This window comes from Variovorax sp. F042, assembly GCF_057814215.1.
Window position 1 is genome coordinate 41374 of record NZ_JBVASX010000017.1, and the last position, 17714, is coordinate 59087.

The following is a 17714-nucleotide window of genomic DNA, read 5'->3' on the forward strand; positions in this document are numbered from 1 at the left end:
CGATCTTTAGTCGGCGGATCAGTCCAGTCAGGCCGCGTCGAGTTCGCGGTGCCGCTTGAGCGCACCCCAGCGCGCACCGAACGAGCGCGCCAGCTGCTCGACCAGGAACACCGAACGGTGCTGCCCGCCCGTGCACCCGATGGCCACCGTCACATAGCTGCGATGGTCGCGCGCCAGTGCATCGAGCCAATGCGTGAGGAACTGTTCGATGTCGTTGTACATGCGCGCTACGTCGTCGTGCTCGCGCAGCCATTCGATCACCGGCTCGTCGCGGCCCGTGAGCGGGCGCAGCGCGGGCACGTAGTGCGGGTTGGGCAGCATGCGCACGTCGAACACGTAGTCCGCATCGAGCGGCACGCCGCGCTTGAAGGCGAACGATTCGAACACCAGCGTCAGCGCGCTTTGCGGCGCGGAGATCAGCGACTTGATGTAGCTCTGCAGCTGCGCCGGCCGGATCAGGCTCGTGTCGATCACGTCCGCGCCGTCGCGCAGGTCGGCCAGCAATTCGCGTTCGAGCTCGATGGCCTGCATCAGCACGCGGTGCTGCTCGGGCACGTCGGTGCGGCCTTCCTGGCGCGAGAGTGGATGGCGGCGGCGGGTTTCCGAGTAGCGGCGCAGCAGGGCGTCGGTGGTCGCGTCGAGGAACAGCGAACGCAGCGAGATCTCGCCGTCGCGCCGCAGCGCTTCGAGCTGCTGTGGAACGATTGGTAGCGAGACGCCGCTGCGCACGTCCATGGCAATGGCCACGCGCGGCGTCTGCTGTTCGTGCTGCAAGGCGATGAAGGATGTCAGCAGTTCGGGCGGCAGGTTGTCGACGCAGTAGTAGCCAGCGTCTTCCAGCGCATGCAGGGCCACCGACTTGCCGGAGCCCGACATGCCCGTGATGAGCACGAGGTCGAGGTTCATGGCGCGGTCACCGAGGTCTTGTGGCCGAGCATTTCGCGTGCGTGCGCGAGCGAGGTTTGCGAGACCTTCTCACCGCCCAGCATGCGGGCGATTTCCTTGGCGCGGTTGTCATCGTCGAGGCGCGACACGCCGCTCTCGGTGCGCGGGCCGTCCTTGCCGGCTGCTGCCGTCTGGCGCTTGGCCACAACGAGGTGATGGTCGGCACAGGCGGCCACCTGGGGCAGGTGGGTCACGGCGAGAACCTGGCGGTCGCGGCCGAGCTGCTTCATGAGGCGGCCGACGGTCTCGGCGACCGCACCGCCGACGCCGGCATCGACCTCGTCGAAGATCAGCGTCTGCGCCGCGCCGAGCTGGCTGGTGGTGACGGCGATGGCCAGCGCAATGCGCGACAGTTCGCCGCCCGAGGCCACCTTGCCGATGGCGCGCGGCGTGCTGCCGGTGTGGCCGGCCACGAGAAAGGCCACGTCTTCGAGGCCGGCACGGCTGGGCTGCGCCAGCGGCTGCAGTTCGACGTCGAAGCGTCCGCCCTGCATGCCGAGACCCTGCATCGCATCGGTGACGGCTTGAGCGAGGCGCGGCGCAGCTTGCTTGCGGACCTTGCCGAGCGCCTTGGCTTCCTTCATGTAGGCCTGCTGTGCGTTCTGTTCTGCGCGCTCAAGCCCTTCGAGATCGCTTTGCGCATCCAGCGCCTGCAGTTCGGCCTGCCAGCCGGCGAGCAGCGCCGGCAGTTCGGCGGGCGGGCGCTTGTAGCGGCGCGCGAGCGACATCCACAGGCCCATGCGCTCGTCCAGCTCGGCCAGGGTTTGCGGATCGGTGTCGGCATCGCGCAGGTAGCCGTGCAGCGTGTGGGCAGCGTCGGAGGCCTGGGCCACGCATGAGGCGAGCACTTCGCCCAGCGCGCGGAACTCGGGCTCGATGTGCTCGCAGTTCTGCAGCAGCGTGAGCGCGCGCGTAAGCGCGGGGAGGGCGCCGTTGTCGTCGTCTTCCAGTGCCTGGCTGGCACCCTGGGCCGCGTCGATCAGGGCCTGCGCGTTGGAGATGCGCGAGTGGTTGGTCGACAGCTCTTCCCACTCGTCGACGCCCGGTGCGAGCTTGGCGACTTCGGAAATCTGCCATTGCAGCCGCTCGCGTTCGCGCTGCAGCGAGTCCTGCGCCGAGCGCGCGTGTTCGAGTGCGGAAAGTGCCTGCCGCCAGCTTTGCCACGCGGCGTCGAGCGCATCGGTGCGCACGCCTGCGTAGGCGTCGAGCAGGCCGCGCACTGCCTCAGGCCGCGTCAGGCTTTGCCAGGCGTGCTGGCCGTGGATGTCGAGCAGGCGGTCGCCGAGCTCGCGCAACTGCGTGGCCGTGGCTGGGCTGCCGTTGATCCAGCCGCGGCTGCGGCCCTGCAGGTCGACGGTGCGGCGCAGCAGCAGCGCGTCGCCGGCTTCGAAGCCGCCTTCGTCGAGCCAGGTGTCCAGGGCGGGGTCGGCGTCGAATTCGGCACTCACGTCGAGCCGTTCGGCCCCTTCGCGCACCGCGCCAGCGTCGGCGCGGTTGCCCAGCGCCAGTTGCAGCGCGTCGATCAGGATGGATTTGCCCGCGCCGGTTTCGCCGGTCAATACCGTGAAGCCGCCGGACAGGTCGAGTTCGAGTGATCGCACGATCACGAAGTCGCGCAGTGCGATGCGTCGCAGCGCCATTTCAGGAGCCCCCTTCGTTCCAGTGAAGTTTCTTGCGCAAGGTGTCGAAATAGCTCCAGCCGCGCGGGTGCAAAAAGCGCACGCGGAAATCGGAGCGGCGCACCACCACGCGGTCGCCGATTGCGAGCGAGGCCAGCGACTGCATGTCGAAATTGGCGCTGGCGTCACGCCCGCCCACCAGCTCGATCACGATCTCGTCGGCGTCGGGCAGCAGCACGGGGCGGTTCGACAGCGTGTGCGGTGCGATCGGTACCAGCACCCAGCCCGGCACGGCCGGATGCAGCAGCGGCCCACCGGCCGACAGTGCGTAGGCCGTCGAGCCTGTGGGCGTGGCGATGATCAGGCCGTCGGCGCGCTGGTTGGCCACGAAATGGCGGCCCACCGATACGCGCAACTCGACCATGCCGGAGGTGGCGCCGCGGTTGACGACCACGTCGTTCATGGCGAGCGCGTCGAACACCGAGGCGCCGTCGCGCACGACCTGTGCGTGCATCAGGCTGCGGTGGTCTTCCTCGTACTCGCCGGCCAGCATCGGGATCAGCGTGGCCTGGTAGTTGTCGAGCGGAATGTCGGTGATGAAGCCGAGCCGGCCGCGGTTGATGCCGATCAGCGGGATGCCATAGCTGGCGAGCTGCCGGCCGATGCCGAGCATGGTGCCGTCGCCGCCGACTACCAGGCCGAGGTCGCAGCGCTGGCCGATTTCCTCGACGCTCAGGGCTTCGTAGCGTGGATGGGCAGGGGCGCCGTCATCGTCTTCCTCGCAGGTCGAGCGCTCGACGAACACCGTGCAGCCTTGCGATTCGAGGAAGGCGCCAATGCCTTCCATGACGCCGTCGCGCGAGTCCGCCTGCGCCCGGGCGCCGGAAGCCTGGTATTTGCCGATCAGGGCGACGTGACGAAAGCGAGAGGTCATATCTCACAAATTACAACACTAAAATCTTGCAATGCTGGACGACCGTGCCAAGTTGCTGCTCAAGACGCTCGTCGAGCGCTACATCGCCGACGGGCAACCCGTCGGCTCGCGCACGCTGTCGCGTTCCTCGGGGCTCGATCTGTCGCCAGCGACCATCCGCAACGTCATGTCCGACCTCGAGGCGCTGGGGCTGATCGCCAGCCCGCACACCTCGGCCGGCCGCATTCCGACGCACCGTGGATACCGCCTCTTCGTCGACACCATGCTGACCGCGCAGCGCGAACAGATGAGCACGCCGAGCCTCGCGCCCGACCAGCCGCAGAAAGTGATCGCCAATGCGGCGCATCTGTTGTCGAACCTGTCGCAGTTCGTTGGCGTGGTGATGGCGCCGCGGCGCGCTTCGGTGTTCAAGCAGATCGAGTTCCTGAAGCTCTCTGACCGGCGCCTGCTGGTGATCATCGTCTCGCCCGATGGCGACGTGCAGAACAGGGTGATCTTTCCGGAGGCCGACTATTCGCAGTCGCAGCTGGTCGAGGCCTCGAACTACATCAATGCGCACTATGCGGGCCTGACTATCGAGCAGGTGCGCGATCGTCTCCAGTCCGAGGTCGAAAAGCTGCGTGGCGAGATCGCTGCGCTGATGCAGGCCGCGGTGCAGGTCAGTTCCGAAGTGCTGAACGAGGCGCAGGAAGACGACGTCGTGATCTCCGGTGAGCGCAACCTGCTGGCGGTGAGCGATTTCTCCAGCGACATGGGGCAGTTGCGCCGTGCCTTCGAACTCTTCGAGCAGAAGGCCCAGTTGATGCGCCTGCTCGACGTGTCGAGCAAGGCCGAAGGGGTGCGCATCTTCATTGGCGGCGAAAGCCAGGTGGTGCCCTTCGAAGAACTCTCCATCGTCAGCGCCAACTACGAGGTCGATGGACAGGTCGTGGGTACGCTGGGCGTGATCGGGCCGACGCGCATGCCCTACGAGCGCATGATCCAGATCGTCGACATCACGTCGCGCCTGGTGAGCAATGCGCTGAGCCATCGCAAGTAGGCGCCGCAGCGCGAATAGAATCGTGCCGCGTGGGCCGTTAGCTCAGTTGGTTAGAGCAGCGGACTCATAATCCGTTGGTCGAGTGTTCAAGCCACTCACGGCCTACCACCCGCAAGCCGCATGGGCATTGAACAAGGCGCTATTTAATCGATAGCGCCTTTTCTTTTTCTCACTACTTTGGTGAGGCCATGTAGCCGCCATGTAGCCGCCGGTACACGGTTTTGCGCCGTAGCGCGTTTGCCGGACGACACTAGGCGCCGGACAATCGATCTCTCAACAAAGAGGGGTCGGCATGCTTACAGGTCTCGGGCGATTCAGCGCGGTGGTGTGGGCCTTCGTCGGCCTACTGGTGTTGTGGCTGCTGACCGGAGCGGCGTTCAGCGGCCCGGCGCTATCTGCTGGGGAAACATCCAAGGCGTGGGCGTTGATCGCGGTGGCGCTGGGTATCTGCTACCTCATGCACCGGGCTACCTGCTGGTTGTTCGGCGCCGCCGCACGCAAGCCGCGCAAGTTGAGCCACTGAGGTGCCCCATGGCAAAGCAGAAGAAATCGAGCAACGACCTTGCTGCAATCATTGCGGAACGCGTCGGAGACATGAAGGGCGGACGCGTGGGGATTCCTTTACCGGTGGAGGCGCACCCAATCGACGCTGAGGGGCGCTCATGGGATACCGCGGAGCCTGCGCCGTCGCCAGCAATCCGCAGCATCATCGACGCCGTGCGGGACGAATACGACCTTGGTCCGTGAAAACTGAGCTGATGCTCCTGTTACTGGTCAATAGACCGGTGCTGCGTCTTCATGAGGTCGCCAACTTGCTGAGCCTCGACCCCAGGTCGCTGCAGAACAAGATCTATCGCCGTGAATTACCGTTCCCGATGTTCAAGATGCTGGAGTCTGGCGGCTGGGTTGCGCACGTATCTGATGTTGCTGCGTACATTGATGCGCAAAAGCGGGACGCTGAGGAAACCTTGGCTCGCTTGGGGATGCGGTGTGAGTCTTCCTAAAGAGTTGAGGTGACCCTTGTATTACGAAATCACTGGCATGAACACGCGTATCCTCGGCGCGGTGCACGTCTTCCCATCAGGCACAACGTCGATGCCTTGGTGGGTCCTTGATGCGTTCAACGGCTCAGAATTGATTGAGATGGAGCACGACCACGCGGAACTGGATGCTTGCCGCTTCGAAGCCGATGCCAAGACTCTGAAGCCTTGGGCCCTACTGTTTGACAAGATGCGGCAGGCCTTGTCACAGGCGGCTATTCAGCCTGGCGTGGAACAGATATTTGCCAGCGCGCTCCGGGAAGCCGACCGGCCTCCGATGACCTACATCGAGACTGGACGGGCCGTATCCGAACTGTTTGATTCGGTGCCTGCCCGTGATCTGGCAACAGCAGAAGCGGCGATGCACCAGTTTGCGCCTGTAGCAGCCGAACAGATTGCTGCGCTGCACTCGGCGTGGGAGGCGTGCGACTATGTGGCGCTTTTGCAGCTCCAAAAAGCAAGTCCCTTGGCATCTGTGCCATCTCTACGGCACGCGTTTTTCACCGCCCGCAACGAAAACTGGGCGAATACCATTGCTGCCCGCGGAGCCTCTAGGAAGAGACAGTTGCTTGTCGTCGGTGCTCACCATTTGGTGGGGCCGGGCAATCTATTGGATCGTTTGGCTAAGAAAGGAAAGGCTGCGGCGCCATTGACGAATTAGCGGGAGGGTCGCCAACACGTTTCCACCGTTCAAGCAAGGCAGCCGCCTCCCAATCCACGAAACCAATCATGCTTCAGACCGCTCAACGTAAACGCAAGGCCGGTATTGAGCGGGAAATCATTTCTCGGGCAGGGGTTGTCACGGGTTGGGGTTTCGAATTGCACGCTTGGGCTGCAGAAGATGGTGCGTTGGATAAACGAAATCGCCTCGATAGCCGTTACCTCCACTTGACTGGAGCATTCACCGAAGCGGTTGGTGGTGTTAGAGATTTCGCGATCATGATTTCTAGCGCCGACGTCGCAAGTGCCGGGAGAGCTGAAATTCCTTCTGTCGGTGTATTCCTCCGTTCGAAGCCCGTATTGGAAGCGGTTGTCACAGTGTCGGCGAGTGACTTTCAAGTTTTTGCGACGTTTGCCGCCGCGGAAAAAATCTCCGTGGTAGACCTGACGTTCCAAAAGCTGCGGTACGGCAGCGGTCTCATCTCATCTGCCCTCTTCACCACAAACAAGGTGAGCGACTGACCTTGAGAGCCACGCCGTAGCTGATCGCTGCCCTCGGAGCCCTTCAACACGACAGTTTTCGCTCGAAGTGGCTAATAGCTGCTAAGAATTCTGGTAACAAGTTGGGAAACCGCGGCTGTTGGGCCGTGCGCCTGATTGCTAGTAGCCATGGCTACTAGCAATTGCTCGCACAACGGCAGTCGGTCTGCTTTGAGGCAGAGGATTTTGCGGTGTGTCCTACCCCATCGCGAGTAACTGCGAACGATATGCGCCCTACAGTAGCTGTCAGACGGCTGGATATTGAGCGGCCAAACGCTCCGCAAGGTCGCCCCAGCTTCGTCCGACGTGCCGCCACGTTATCCGGCACGTCTGAGCCGATCTATCAGACGAGGCACAGAGGGAATTTCAGCAATGTGCCGCGCGTCCGGATCTACGTAATATGCACGCCCAATCTTGACCGGGGCGGGAACGATACGCCCCGCGCGCACCCAGATGCGAAGGGTGTTATTTGCAGGCGGTGGGTCATAGTGCCTTGCGGCCCACGCCGGAAGCGTAATTTTCGGCTTCATCGAAGTTCCTTCGCGAGGATAGTGGTCGGCCTTTAGGGCATGACAAAACTATCGGCGTTCGGGGGTGTCAGCATGTCACCTCTGAAAGACGGATGGCGCGAAATTGGAAATTCATAGGGTGCCGCTGCAGGCAGAGAGGGCAGCATGCTCTCTCTATACCGCCCCTGATTTTCTGGAAAAGGGCCACCCAGGTGGGCTACAAAACCTACGAAAGCCCAATAGACTCTCCTTTTCTCTCGAAAAGGGCCGGGGGACAGGGCTACAAAACCTACGAAAGGTCCGGGCCCACGACGCCGTGTCGATCTAGCGATGCACCGCGCACTGCTCCGAAATCCGATGTGCTTCGGCGACGAGACCGACCAGCCGATCAGCCAACGCTCGTGCTTGGCCTGGAATGGCTTCAAGCAAGTAGGTGCCAGTGGAAAAGCCGCCGTATCGGATCTCCATGAAATGAGCGAAGCCGTCCGGCACACCTTGTGCCTCCGCTTGTATGGCGTCCTCGATTGAACTGTACGCCTCAACCGCTGCAGTGACGCGGCCACCGCTACTATCCAAGACCGACGCCGCATAGAAGCCTGGCGCTTCCTTGTCGATGCTCAACGTTAGAACCATCTCAATGGTCATCAAGGAATCCTCGCTCAGCCGTTACGCTTTTTGTCGATAGCAAGGCGTGCGTCGTCGGGCACGTCGTCGCCCAGCTTCGAAGTCACGAAAGCACGCATCGCTGCAACCAGTGCCGTTGGTCCCTTCGACACGTGCCCGCTTGGGCCATCCACAAAAGCGGCGACTCCTGCGATCCACTCATCGGCGTTCCACGCGATCATGATTTTCTCGCGCTCGATGATGGGACCAGCCTGCCCCCAGTCGGTAGACGGCATGAACTTGAGCTGAACCTCAACGCTTGGAGTGATTCCCTCTGCCCGGGTCACCCAACAGTCGAGCGATGTGCCTGTTAGTTCAGCGGTTCTCATGGCGCGATCCTACTGCTGCTTTCGGTGATCTGCGTAACGAGGGTTTGCGAGCGCTGTCCCATATTCATGTGAGGGCATCTTGTCTGTCTCAGCAAACACAATGCAGCACCCGCCAAATTCTTGATTTCCATGAACTGCGGAAAGTTGAGGGCCGAAAACATGAAGCTGGATCGCGACCTGCAGCGAAAGATTCTTGAAGGCCTTCGCGATGACTACCCTTTACCCGATCACCGAAAGCTGTTTGCAGACGTTCAAGACGGGTCCGATGAAGACCAGCGCATCGTGGCCAATCTTGTTTACTTGGAAGAGCATGGACTGGTCGAGAGCGGGATCACTTTTTCCCTAAGCAATGAGCCGATGTACTCTGGCGCCAAGATCACTGCCGCAGGGATGGATTTCTTGGAGGACGACGGCGGGTTGACTGCCATCTTGGGCGCGGTCACCGTAAGGCTTCACGCCGACACGATCCGGGACTTGATGTTGGCAAAAGTCGATGCGTCATCGCTACCAGCGCCAGAGAAATCGAAGATCAAAAAAGCAATCTCTGCACTCTCCAACGAGGCCCTGAAGGAAGTGACGAAAAAGTTGGTCGCCGCGGGATTGGAAAACATCCCAGATGCCATCGGATTTGTGCGACAAGTGACCGGACTTTGAGGGGTGCTCATGACGATCTGGCACTGGTTGGTTCTTATCATCGTTGCGGCGTTCGTGTGGGGCGCGACCAGGATGAATAAGAAGGCTGTTGAGCCAACGGCATCTATGACTGCTTTAACGAAGCCAGTCACCCCACCTGGAACGGGCGTCGGCGGATGGCTCGCGCTCTTAGTTGTTGGCCTGGTGCTGCTCGGACCATTGCGTTCCGTTCAGCAAATCAGCGAAGCCTTGTCTTCCTTGGAAGCTGCGACGCCCCAACTCGCGACGCATCCGATTTGGGAAAGCTACAAAACCTGGACGTGGGCTATCGTCCTCAGTTCGGCTGCTCTCAGCATATTTACAGGAGCCCGCCTGAGCATTTCGCGGGAAGCATCTGTCGTCAAATATGCAATCGCCGCCCTATGGCTCTGCGGCCCTGTGTCGGCTGTCGCCATTGGGATCGCGGTGCCGCTGCTCACCTTTGGCGCCTATCTGAAGGCTGAGGACGTGTTTGGCGACAGCGAGGTGCTTGGGGGCGTGCTCGGCTCTACAGTCGTTGCGATCATTTGGACGGTCTACTTGGCGAATTCCAAGAGAGTGCGCGACACCTACGTGCTGAACCCTTAACGCTGACCATGCGAGCATGCGCATGAATTGATATACCTGTCCTTGCCGTCGCTGACTCGCGTCTTTGGCATCACTGACACTGAGTAGTCATTCCCAATCGCATGAAGGACTGGTGGGAGCCAAAAGGACTGAATGGGCTCATCGAATCCGCGTCAGAGGCAATGGCCCTGAAGGCGCTTGCGGTGGCAACGCCTCCTCAGTTTTCTTGATAAGCAACTTGGCACTGGCAATGGCATTTGCCAAACTCTCCCTATCGACCACTCTGCCAAGGTCGTAGTCAGCACCTGTGCGGACTACCTTGAGGTCCCGCAGCATGTACCCGATACTGGTCGAACGGAGACCCAGATCCTTCCCGCACGACGCATCCGGATTGGTCAGTTGATTGATCAGCGTTTGGTGGACCCCGCCCTTCAATCCAATGTCGTGTCCCGGAGTCGGCAGTTTCGTTTCATGCCATTCGGAACATGAGTGATATGCGCCATAGTAGGCGCGACTGATCGCGGCTCGCAGCGCGATCTCGTCGCTGTCATTCCTGACGCCTTCTGCAAAGGCGATGAAGTCTGCACAAACGACCGGCATCAGGCGAACGCTGGAGCTTTGATGTCCTCCAACATCGTTCCCCGGAAGGAAACGAGGAGACCCTTGCTGTCGAGTTTCCGAGCTGAAAGCGCAGTTGCAAGCTCCCAACTAAGTTCTGCTGCAACTGACGGGGTTTCAGCGATTCGAAACGACATGTGGATCGCAGGCCCACCGTGCCGCTCCCCAAGCAGAGTAAAGCTCGGTGCCACGTCAAGCCAAATAAGACCATGGTTGACCATGGTTCCGTGTACGTGATCCATGATCATGCTGGCCGTCTTGTCGTCAAGACCCGATTCCTTCGCAAGCTCAAGCGCCTGCTTCGCCGTTTCAACCACGGCTGGAGGCACTGCCATGTGAGGAGTGCTTTCCAAGATATGAACCGCTTTCTCAAACCAGCCGCACGCCATGCACTTATTTAGGGATGCAGTCAGGTCATAGTAGCCATCGGCAGTCGCTTCATCAAAGTACAGATATGCCTTGGAGATCTGCCCAGTAAGAAAGTAACAAATCTCTCGCACCATCGCGATCCGATTCTTGGGAGCCCGATTTTGCTCGGCGTTCTTGATCCAGCGCTCAACCTCTGCGGTCTCGCCGGTCAGTGCATAGACGTTGGCTTTCAGTAGGCTTGCCTCTACGACATCCACCTTCTGGAGTTTCGCGCATTCATCCAGAATCGGTGTTGAAAGCTCCTTCGCACGCTCATGCGACCCCGCATTTTTCGCAAGTTCGCGAATCATTGACGAGATGTCTGAGCCGATTGTTTGAGGCTTTTGGATCATGGAAAGTGAGTGCACACGACTGATGGTGCGCAGCTTTCGCCCTGAGAAAGTTAGGAAAGACGATTGATTTTTCGCCCACACGTGCTCGTTGTCAACGCGGGATTGTCAAGACAGAGCGGGTGGAAAATACCTTCTCTTTCAGTTCCTGTGGTCTTCTTTCCACGCTCGAACGTCGGCGCGGAGACCCGCCTAAGGCTCTTGGAAGGGGCCAAACAGTCTGATTAATATCCGACCGGCATCCTTGGCGGAAAAGGCCGCCAAAGAGCGATGAGCGAATCCGATCTCTTTACAAGCCTGACGGACCTAGACGACCAAGTCGCAAGCAAACAACATCTTTCATTCCGTGCTCGCGCGTCCACCGTTCCTCAAAGCCTTCAGCAGCCGGACCGAGCGCCCGCTTCCCACGCATCTAGTCGCGCTTCGGCTTGGCCCGCCTCTTCGGCTTGCTAGGGATGGTCGCGATCTTCTTCTTGGCCGCGTCAACCTTGATAGCCAGCAGGCCCTGAACGGGGGCGTTGGTCTTCTTCACTTCAAAAAACATTGCCCTGTCTCCTTTAAATGATGGCTTCCACTGCATCCCGCTGTTCCCGGAGCAGTGCATTCGTTTCCTTGGTGAGCTGGCGCACCTCCCGCCATGCTCCACCGGTATAGGCGTTACGCGCCACCTTGGCTTTTCCTTCGGGTGTTTTGGGGCCGGTGGTTTTCTCCCACGGTCGCCAGGTGCGGATAAGTAATGCTTGCCGCTCCCGGCGCTCTTGTGTCCATCCATTCGCCATTGCTGTTCTCCAAAATTTTGCTTTGCGTGGTTTCGCCGGCACCCGCCTGCGCCTGAGCGGGGAGGGGAGCGCCGTTGTTGATCTGCTGCTGACCGTTGTTGATGTTCGCGTTCTTGGAGTACACGACTTGGCGCGGGAACTTCAGCTCCACCAGCGCTTGAATCGTTGCGCGGCTCTGCGCCTGCGTCTTCAATGCCATGCCGTAGAACGCTTCGAGGTTGCGCTGGCTGCTCTGCAGCTGGGCGCGGTGCGCGAAGTTCGCCGCCATGGTCTGCAGCGCGATGGCCTGGCCAACTAGCATTCCCTCCAAGTCGGACAGGTCGCCTGCCTTGACTGCTTCGGTGATGCGCCGCACTTCTGCAATGTTGGCGTTGATCGACCCTCCGCCGCCGATGTGCGAGCCGTAGGTCATCGCCATCAATCCAGCGCTGATAGCCGGGTCCGCAAGAGAGCGACCCACCACTTCGGCCTCATCCTCCTTGGTCCCGTCCTTGCGCTCTCTTTGCGTCAGTTGCAGCGTGTGCCCGGTCATAGGGTGTTTCCTTCATTGCGGTCATGTAGCCCGTCAGTGGAAGGCGAACTAAGATCCACCCCCATGAGCATCGAGCTTTTTGGCTTCTCCATCCCCGCTTTCCTGCTTCTGAAGCTGGTTGGCTTGGCTGTCTTGGCGTTCATCGTAAATTTTGTTTACACCCTGAAAACTGGTCGCAACCTCACGGACGACCGGAATTTGCTGGCAAAACAGGAACGGCACGAGCAAGCCCCAGCCATCCGGGATCGAGAATCCCGATAGGCGCGCGGCTGGATTGGCTCAGATACTGAGCCAGCGCCGTATCGAATGCAGCAGGATCCGACAGCAAGCCGCCAATCTGCGCCACCTTGCCAGCCCTGGCCGTGTTCTGCAGTGCTTCCAGCATCGGGCCGGTGAACCGGCCGACAATCGGCGTGCGGTTCATCAGCGCTTTCACGAACTTGTTATCGAGCGCCCCCAGGCTCAGGGCGTTCTGCACCGTGGGCGAGCCTTTCGCCATGTTCAGTGTCGCTGCCTGATCTGCCCGCATCAGGTCCGATGCGACACCGCGAAGCTGCGCGCGTTCGCCTTCCGTCATCAAGCCATCCACCGCGCCGCTGCGAGCCTTCAGCCAGTTGTTGAACTTCGCGTTCGTGAGATTGCCAAGCCGGTCGGTCTGGTTCGCTGCGTCCGTGATTGCGTAGTTCTTCAGCGCTGCCTGCGTCTCCGGTGTAGCGATGCGGTTGAACGATGCAATGTCCGACGCCTGCGACATACGGGGGCTGAAGAACTTTGCAGCCAGTTCGCCGCCTTGCGCCTGCGGTAGGCCGTCACCGCCTTGGCGAAACATCGACGCCTGGGGGCCGGTGTGGAACTTGGTCATCTTGTCCGCGTGCATCTGTACCGCGTCCTGCCAAGCCTTCACAATGTTGGCCGGGAAGTACTCGCCCTGGCCACCACGGCCAGCCGCTACCTGTGCGGTCTGGTTGTCGAGGTCGGCAATCATCTGGCGCAGTGCTGCGGCCTCTTTGTTCGCTCCTTTTGCGCTGGCCTGTGCGGCAGCCTCACCGAGCGATGAACGCATATTCTGAATCTCCCGGAAAGCTACCGGCTTCGGCAGGGTCAGCGCGCCGGGTGCATCGCCCATTGCTGCCTCACGTGCCGCCTGCATCAGACCGGTTTGGTCGGCGGCGCTTGATACGACACGTTCCCCGGCTGCATGATCGCGAAGGGCATTGAGCAGCAGGGCCGGGTCAGGCTCGGCAATGTAGCCCTGTGCATGCGCCGCCTGCGCCAGGGTATCGAGCGATTGCCCGCGCCCCTTTTGCATGATGTTGCCCAAGCCCGCTTGCCTGAGGTCTGCCAACTCGCCAGCCATGCCACGCGACGACACAGCGCCTGTGTTGATGCCGCCAAGGTCACGGATAGCCTTGACGATGGTCTGCGGCTGTGAGCGCGCTCCGGGGGCCTTGGCGGCGGTGATCGCCGGCAGTTCCTCAGTGCCGATTCGGCGTGCCTCTGCCAGTGCGGCCTCTGCCTTGCTACCCGTCCCGAAGGTGCCCGGGCCTAGGAACTTGTCCCGCGCCTGCTGCATCGCGTCAAGCGGGAGATTGATACGGGTCTCGTTGAACGGGTCCACCGCGTCAAAGGCAGCGTTCACGCGGCGCGTTGCCTGGGCCTCTGCCGGAATGACGTTGGCCGCAAGGCTGTTGCCGAAATTTTCGGCTGACTGCTGCACCGTGCTGGTGACGGGGGAGACGCGCTCCAGCGTTGCCAGGCGCGATGCGTTCTGCGCGGCCTCCTTCTCGGCCAGGGCGCTACCGCCCGCGTTCTGTAGGGTGCGCTGTAGCTGGCTGATACCCGGGTTTTGAAGGATCTGCGGGACTGTCGGACCTTCGGCAACGATGTTCGGCCCCGTCTGACCGACTGCAGCACGAACAGCCGCAATCTCTTGCGGGTTGGTCAAGCCGCCCGCGTCAAGGATGGCTTTTGCCGCGCGCACCTCGTCAGGCGTTCTGAGGGCTTGGATACCAGCAGCGGCCAGCGAACCTAGCTTTCCCGCGCCAGCAATGACCGGGGGAACCGCGGCGCCAATGAGCGCTCCAGCCTTGGCCGCTGTGGGATCAATCAGCCCAGCCGATACACCGCCGTTCACCGCGCCGCCTGCCATGCGCAATGCCATGTTGCCCGCTTGGCCTGCAGGCGAGGTCGGAGCAAGCCCCGTAGACATGCCGCCGCTCCCGATAGCTTCCCCCGTCGCAGTCAGTGCCGGCGCAAACCGAGTAAGGCCAGGCAGCGCACCAGCCCCCTTGACCGCGCCACCGATGACGCCGCCTACAGGCATCGTCGCAATCACGTTGCCGCCGACACGTCCCACCGTGAAGGGAAGGGAGGCGTTATCCGCGTTGAACTGCTGCAAGCCCGCAGCTCGATCTGCATTGCCTGCCTCTGCCGGGCTCATGGCACCAGCGCCGGGCCGCTTGAATCGAGGATCAATCAGGCCGTTCGGATCGTTGATGCCAGCCAGGGTGTCTGCGCCGGCCTTGGTGCCGCTGTTGATGATGGTGTTACCCACGTCAGCGAAACCGGACGCGAGCCCCTTCAATGCTTTGCGTTCCATGCCTCCGGGATTCGTCAGCAAGTTAGCCAGGAAGCCTGCAGGCGTCGCTGAAATGGCCGTCCGCAAAAGGTCGTCGCCCGTGCTGGTCGTCGCTTGTGCTGGGGCGGCTTGCGCTGCGGTGGGGTTGGCCCGCTGCGGCGCAATGGTCGGCTGTTTGAACTGTGCCACCAGTTGATCGAGCGGATCGACTGGCGCGGATGCCGCCTGTTGGTCCGGCTGCTGACGGTAGGTGTTCACCAGGCCCGCCAGCTCGGGCGGAATGTCGTTGTTCTGACCCATAGGAGCCCTTTGCGTAGGTTGCTGCGACGGCTCTGCGTTCGCCGAGGGAATGAGGGAGCCAATCGCCTTGCCAACGGCGTTCATGACCGGCCCGGGCGCGTTGCTTGCCATGCGGGAGGCTTGAACCAGCTTGCTCGCGTATTGCGGGTCTTCCGCATAGCCCCTCAGGCCCGCTGCAAACCTGGCCGGATCGGCGCCAGCACCCAGAGCGCCGGGATACTTGCGCTGGATGAGGCTGGCATAGTCGTTTGCGAAGTCGGCGGGACTCGCATAGGTGCGGTACTTGTCCCGGCTGCCCGTCATGTTGTCCGTGGCCGCAGTGCCAGCGCCGGAGAAATCTTTGATGTTCCCAAGGTTGTTGGTGCCGGGAATGATCGACTTCCCCCAACCGGTCTCCAGCCCCCACTGTCCAAGCAGGATCTTCGGATCAACGCCAAGCGCCTTGCCCGCGACTTCCGCAGCGCCGCCATAGGTGTTGATGAAGTCGGCCGGATTGTTCACCCGTGGCACGCTGGCCGGGATTCCCGCGCTACCAGCGGGATAGAGTGCGTCGAGCAGGCTAACGGTTTGCATCACTTGGCCCACTTCTTCATGATCGGGTCGTTCCAAACCGAATAGCCCACTTGTCGCCAAGCCCGGTCGGCTGCAGTCAGGTCGCCCCTTTGCTGCACCACCGGTAGGGCGCTGTCATAGAAACTGGCCTTTGCCTGATCCATGTTCGCTTTCGCCTGGGCGAAGTCGAGAATGAAGGCGTTGGCCTCTGGCGTGTTGTTGAGCTTCGCAAAGGTCTGCTGCGCGCGCTGTGCATCGCCTTCGGTCTGTGACCCTTTCTGGGCTCCTAGCGTGGTGAGCAGTCGATCCATTGCGACGGATTGGAATTTCTGCGCGTTCGCCGCGTACATCTTCGAGCTGCCGACATTCACGCCGAGACCTTCAAGGAACGCGGCAGCGTTGGCCTTGTTCTCTGCGCCCCAGCCGGAATTGAAGTCAATGCTTCTCATCGCCTGAATGCTGTTCTGCAAGTCAGTTGCGGTATTCCCCGCATCCTTCACCGGCTGATACGTGGATTTGATCCAGTTGTCATTCAGCGCGATCTGCGATTGCTGTTTGATCGGGTTGCGGTCGGCAATGTATTGATTGGGAGCTTGCGCACCAGGTGCCGCCGTGCCAGGCATGACATTTCCGCCAAGCGAGATGCCACCAGCCGCACCGGGTTGCCCAGCACCGGACAGGGCGAGCCGAGACACATAGTCTGTATCGCCCGTTTTCTGGTTGATGGCCTTCATCGGATCTAGCTGGGCCTGCGTGAACTGGCGTGCGCGGTCGGTCTGGATGTCATAAGGCATCTTGGCGCCGGCCTGCGCTGCTGCCTGTTGGCCTGCAAGCGTCGCCAGCACATCAGAGCCTGGCAGGGCCGATACAGCACCATTGCGGAAATCAACGCCTTTGGTTGGGTCGGGCAGATACTGCGGCGCCTGGCCCGGGAGCTGCGTATACCCGCCCGCGCTCAGTTGCGTGGGCACGTTTGCCAGCTTCCATGCGTCGATCAAGTCGGCGCCGCCTGCGGCCTTCAGTGCGGCAACTTTCTCGAGTGGTACACCGCGCAGCCCTGCGGCTTGTTGGGGTGTGATGTTTTGCCCTGCGGACTGTTGCATGGGAACGCCAGGGTTCACGCCGATAGCAAAGCCTCCACCGGCAGGCGTGGTGCCGTTCGTGCTGTCGCCCATGCCTGCCGATGCGCCCAGCGTCGAGCCAGGAGAGCCAGCACCGTAAGCATTGCCGCCGAACAAACCGTTCGTCATGGCCTGCAGTTGCGCTGCCTTCGCTACCTGTGCTTGTCGCAGTGCGTTCTGGCCGGCCACATCGTCAATCTGAGCCTTCAGCATCTTCTGCTTCAGGTCGTCATTCTGTTGACTGGACGCATATTGCATCGCGCTGGCGAGGCGCTGACCGAAGCCTGATCGATTCGGGTCTGTGGTCGGCCCGCCTGCAGCAAGTAGACCAATGCCTAGTTGCGCGCCGGGGTCGTTGATGAGCGAGTCAAGGAGGCCCATGTTTTTCCTTAGTGTTTGGCTTCGTCAGGCTCGGCCCACGGAAGCAGCTTCAAGCAATTTGCTACCTCGTCATCACCGAACCATTTTTCGGGAACGCTGGGCATGGAGAAGGAAAAGACGCCGTGGCTAACAATGACCTTGGCGCTTGTCGCATTTAGAAAGTGGAAAAGGTCGGGCCGGGTCTGTTCAATCACGCTCATCGCATACAGCGCAAACGCCTCATGCTTGGCAGAGTCGATGGCTTGCGCAATCGGCGCGCCCCATTCAGTGAAGACCTGCAGGCCCATGCTCAACCGCCCTTGGCCTTCGCCAGTGCCTGCTGCGCCTTGGCGTGACCGATCAACTCGTCGGCCAGGTAGTGCGCGGCCTCCACCGGCATGACGATGCGCAGATTCACAAGGCGCGCCATGGGCGCTTCGTCGTGACTGTGATCGGCAATCAGCGCCGCGAAAGAAATGTGATAGTTCCCGAGGTTGTGAACGAGCCCCACCGCCTCACTCACAAACACTTCTTTTGCACTGCCGTTATCGACAACGGGGATGCCGGGAATGATTTTGGTCATTGCTCTGTTTCTCCGA

Annotated in this window: 22 protein-coding genes and 1 tRNA gene; 9 read left to right on the forward strand and 14 right to left on the reverse strand. The window is 61.3% G+C overall.

Annotation, left to right across the window (positions count from 1 at the left end; translation table 11 throughout):
* Positions 1–27: 27 nt before the first annotated feature.
* Genes rapZ through ACZYSP_RS31710 form a run of 3 tightly spaced genes read right to left on the reverse strand, consistent with a single transcriptional unit; the run spans position 28 to position 3498 of the window.
* Positions 28–906, reverse strand: coding sequence for an RNase adapter RapZ (gene rapZ, locus ACZYSP_RS31700; protein ID WP_093059700.1), 879 nt, complete (start codon positions 904–906; stop codon positions 28–30).
* Positions 903–2585: a DNA repair protein RecN gene (gene recN / locus ACZYSP_RS31705; protein WP_093081836.1), complete on the reverse strand. Its 1683-nt coding sequence runs from the start codon at positions 2583–2585 to the stop codon at positions 903–905. The genes rapZ and recN overlap by 4 nt, the downstream gene beginning before the upstream one ends.
* 1 nt (position 2586) lies before the next feature.
* Positions 2587–3498 (reverse strand): NAD kinase, encoded by a 912-nt coding sequence (locus ACZYSP_RS31710; RefSeq protein WP_093059696.1) that lies wholly within the window; start codon positions 3496–3498, stop codon positions 2587–2589.
* A 31-nt stretch (positions 3499–3529) separates the two neighbouring features.
* Between ACZYSP_RS31710 and hrcA the strand changes: the two genes are divergently transcribed.
* The 7 genes from hrcA to ACZYSP_RS31745 all read left to right on the forward strand — a co-directional run bounded on the left by hrcA (position 3530) and on the right by ACZYSP_RS31745 (position 6759).
* Positions 3530–4537 carry a heat-inducible transcriptional repressor HrcA gene (hrcA, locus tag ACZYSP_RS31715; RefSeq protein ID WP_093059694.1) on the forward strand — a complete coding sequence of 336 codons (1008 nt, stop codon included), beginning with the start codon at positions 3530–3532 and terminating at the stop codon, positions 4535–4537.
* Between the two features lie 31 nt (positions 4538–4568).
* Positions 4569–4645 (forward strand) — tRNA-Ile (locus tag ACZYSP_RS31720).
* Positions 4646–4829: 184 nt separating this feature from the next.
* Positions 4830–5060 (forward strand): hypothetical protein, encoded by a 231-nt coding sequence (locus ACZYSP_RS31725; protein WP_489018430.1) that lies wholly within the window; start codon positions 4830–4832, stop codon positions 5058–5060.
* 8 nt (positions 5061–5068) lie between these two features.
* A complete protein-coding gene (locus ACZYSP_RS31730; RefSeq protein WP_489018432.1) occupies positions 5069–5284 on the forward strand; it encodes a hypothetical protein in 216 nt (71 codons plus the stop codon).
* Positions 5281–5541 carry a pyocin activator PrtN family protein gene (locus tag ACZYSP_RS31735; RefSeq protein WP_489018434.1) on the forward strand — a complete coding sequence of 87 codons (261 nt, stop codon included), beginning with the start codon at positions 5281–5283 and terminating at the stop codon, positions 5539–5541. Before ACZYSP_RS31730 ends, ACZYSP_RS31735 begins: the two co-directional genes overlap by 4 nt.
* A gap of 37 nt (positions 5542–5578) precedes the next feature.
* Positions 5579–6238, forward strand: a complete 660-nt coding sequence (locus ACZYSP_RS31740; protein ID WP_489018436.1) for a TraB/GumN family protein — start codon at positions 5579–5581, stop codon at positions 6236–6238.
* Positions 6239–6306: 68 nt separating this feature from the next.
* A complete protein-coding gene (locus ACZYSP_RS31745; RefSeq protein ID WP_489018438.1) occupies positions 6307–6759 on the forward strand; it encodes a hypothetical protein in 453 nt (150 codons plus the stop codon).
* Between the two features lie 335 nt (positions 6760–7094).
* Here ACZYSP_RS31745 and ACZYSP_RS31750 read toward each other — a convergent pair whose 3' ends face one another.
* From ACZYSP_RS31750 to ACZYSP_RS31760, 3 genes are all read right to left on the reverse strand, one after another.
* Entirely contained in the window at positions 7095–7307 is a 213-nt protein-coding gene (locus ACZYSP_RS31750; protein WP_489018440.1) for an excisionase, read from the reverse strand.
* A gap of 303 nt (positions 7308–7610) precedes the next feature.
* Positions 7611–7931: a hypothetical protein gene (locus ACZYSP_RS31755; RefSeq protein ID WP_489018442.1), complete on the reverse strand. Its 321-nt coding sequence runs from the start codon at positions 7929–7931 to the stop codon at positions 7611–7613.
* Positions 7932–7945: 14 nt separating this feature from the next.
* Positions 7946–8278 (reverse strand): phage protein NinX family protein, encoded by a 333-nt coding sequence (locus ACZYSP_RS31760; RefSeq protein WP_489018444.1) that lies wholly within the window; start codon positions 8276–8278, stop codon positions 7946–7948.
* Between the two features lie 159 nt (positions 8279–8437).
* On the opposite strand from ACZYSP_RS31760, the gene ACZYSP_RS31765 reads away from it, so the two are divergent.
* Both ACZYSP_RS31765 and ACZYSP_RS31770 read left to right on the forward strand, forming a co-directional pair.
* Positions 8438–8932, forward strand: coding sequence for a hypothetical protein (locus ACZYSP_RS31765; protein ID WP_489018446.1), 495 nt, complete (start codon positions 8438–8440; stop codon positions 8930–8932).
* Positions 8933–8941: 9 nt separating this feature from the next.
* Positions 8942–9538, forward strand: a complete 597-nt coding sequence (locus ACZYSP_RS31770; protein ID WP_489018448.1) for a DUF2569 family protein — start codon at positions 8942–8944, stop codon at positions 9536–9538.
* Between the two features lie 138 nt (positions 9539–9676).
* Here ACZYSP_RS31770 and ACZYSP_RS31775 read toward each other — a convergent pair whose 3' ends face one another.
* From ACZYSP_RS31775 to ACZYSP_RS31810, 8 genes are all read right to left on the reverse strand, one after another.
* Entirely contained in the window at positions 9677–10117 is a 441-nt protein-coding gene (locus ACZYSP_RS31775) for a hypothetical protein (protein ID WP_489018450.1), read from the reverse strand.
* Positions 10117–10854: a hypothetical protein gene (locus tag ACZYSP_RS31780; RefSeq protein ID WP_489018452.1), complete on the reverse strand. Its 738-nt coding sequence runs from the start codon at positions 10852–10854 to the stop codon at positions 10117–10119. The genes ACZYSP_RS31775 and ACZYSP_RS31780 overlap by 1 nt, the downstream gene beginning before the upstream one ends.
* Before the next feature lie 451 nt (positions 10855–11305).
* Entirely contained in the window at positions 11306–11437 is a 132-nt protein-coding gene (locus ACZYSP_RS31785) for a hypothetical protein (protein WP_489018454.1), read from the reverse strand.
* A 113-nt stretch (positions 11438–11550) separates the two neighbouring features.
* On the reverse strand, positions 11551–12204 hold the full coding sequence (locus ACZYSP_RS31790) for a hypothetical protein (protein ID WP_489018456.1): 654 nt from the start codon (positions 12202–12204) through the stop codon (positions 11551–11553).
* Positions 12205–12385: 181 nt separating this feature from the next.
* Positions 12386–15655: a glycoside hydrolase family 73 protein gene (locus ACZYSP_RS31795; protein WP_489018458.1), complete on the reverse strand. Its 3270-nt coding sequence runs from the start codon at positions 15653–15655 to the stop codon at positions 12386–12388.
* Positions 15655–17136: a hypothetical protein gene (locus tag ACZYSP_RS31800; RefSeq protein WP_489018460.1), complete on the reverse strand. Its 1482-nt coding sequence runs from the start codon at positions 17134–17136 to the stop codon at positions 15655–15657. The genes ACZYSP_RS31795 and ACZYSP_RS31800 overlap by 1 nt, the downstream gene beginning before the upstream one ends.
* A gap of 8 nt (positions 17137–17144) precedes the next feature.
* The gene (locus ACZYSP_RS31805) at positions 17145–17423 is read right to left on the reverse strand and encodes a hypothetical protein (RefSeq protein ID WP_489018462.1); all 279 of its coding nucleotides are present in this window, start codon (positions 17421–17423) and stop codon (positions 17145–17147) included.
* 2 nt (positions 17424–17425) lie between these two features.
* Positions 17426–17698 carry a hypothetical protein gene (locus ACZYSP_RS31810; RefSeq protein WP_489018464.1) on the reverse strand — a complete coding sequence of 91 codons (273 nt, stop codon included), beginning with the start codon at positions 17696–17698 and terminating at the stop codon, positions 17426–17428.
* Positions 17699–17714 lie beyond the last annotated feature (16 nt).

Bases quoted from the DNA above. Each gene is read 5' to 3' on its own strand.
- ACZYSP_RS31745 (WP_489018438.1), top strand. From the start codon at position 6,307: ATGCTTCAGACCGCTCAACGTAAACGCAAGGCCGGTATTGAGCGGGAA.
- rapZ (WP_093059700.1), bottom strand. From the start codon at position 906: ATGAACCTCGACCTCGTGCTCATCACGGGCATGTCGGGCTCCGGCAAG.
- ACZYSP_RS31765 (WP_489018446.1), top strand. From the start codon at position 8,438: ATGAAGCTGGATCGCGACCTGCAGCGAAAGATTCTTGAAGGCCTTCGC.
- ACZYSP_RS31770 (WP_489018448.1), top strand. From the start codon at position 8,942: ATGACGATCTGGCACTGGTTGGTTCTTATCATCGTTGCGGCGTTCGTG.
- hrcA (WP_093059694.1), top strand. From the start codon at position 3,530: ATGCTGGACGACCGTGCCAAGTTGCTGCTCAAGACGCTCGTCGAGCGC.
- ACZYSP_RS31795 (WP_489018458.1), bottom strand. From the start codon at position 15,655: ATGCAAACCGTTAGCCTGCTCGACGCACTCTATCCCGCTGGTAGCGCG.
- ACZYSP_RS31780 (WP_489018452.1), bottom strand. From the start codon at position 10,854: ATGATTCGCGAACTTGCGAAAAATGCGGGGTCGCATGAGCGTGCGAAG.
- ACZYSP_RS31760 (WP_489018444.1), bottom strand. From the start codon at position 8,278: ATGAGAACCGCTGAACTAACAGGCACATCGCTCGACTGTTGGGTGACC.
- ACZYSP_RS31810 (WP_489018464.1), bottom strand. From the start codon at position 17,698: ATGACCAAAATCATTCCCGGCATCCCCGTTGTCGATAACGGCAGTGCA.
- ACZYSP_RS31790 (WP_489018456.1), bottom strand. From the start codon at position 12,204: ATGACCGGGCACACGCTGCAACTGACGCAAAGAGAGCGCAAGGACGGG.
- ACZYSP_RS31785 (WP_489018454.1), bottom strand. From the start codon at position 11,437: ATGTTTTTTGAAGTGAAGAAGACCAACGCCCCCGTTCAGGGCCTGCTG.
- ACZYSP_RS31740 (WP_489018436.1), top strand. From the start codon at position 5,579: ATGAACACGCGTATCCTCGGCGCGGTGCACGTCTTCCCATCAGGCACA.
- ACZYSP_RS31775 (WP_489018450.1), bottom strand. From the start codon at position 10,117: ATGCCGGTCGTTTGTGCAGACTTCATCGCCTTTGCAGAAGGCGTCAGG.
- ACZYSP_RS31710 (WP_093059696.1), bottom strand. From the start codon at position 3,498: ATGACCTCTCGCTTTCGTCACGTCGCCCTGATCGGCAAATACCAGGCT.
- ACZYSP_RS31755 (WP_489018442.1), bottom strand. From the start codon at position 7,931: ATGACCATTGAGATGGTTCTAACGTTGAGCATCGACAAGGAAGCGCCA.
- ACZYSP_RS31800 (WP_489018460.1), bottom strand. From the start codon at position 17,136: ATGGGCCTCCTTGACTCGCTCATCAACGACCCCGGCGCGCAACTAGGC.
- ACZYSP_RS31725 (WP_489018430.1), top strand. From the start codon at position 4,830: ATGCTTACAGGTCTCGGGCGATTCAGCGCGGTGGTGTGGGCCTTCGTC.
- ACZYSP_RS31730 (WP_489018432.1), top strand. From the start codon at position 5,069: ATGGCAAAGCAGAAGAAATCGAGCAACGACCTTGCTGCAATCATTGCG.
- ACZYSP_RS31750 (WP_489018440.1), bottom strand. From the start codon at position 7,307: ATGAAGCCGAAAATTACGCTTCCGGCGTGGGCCGCAAGGCACTATGAC.
- ACZYSP_RS31805 (WP_489018462.1), bottom strand. From the start codon at position 17,423: ATGGGCCTGCAGGTCTTCACTGAATGGGGCGCGCCGATTGCGCAAGCC.
- recN (WP_093081836.1), bottom strand. From the start codon at position 2,585: ATGGCGCTGCGACGCATCGCACTGCGCGACTTCGTGATCGTGCGATCA.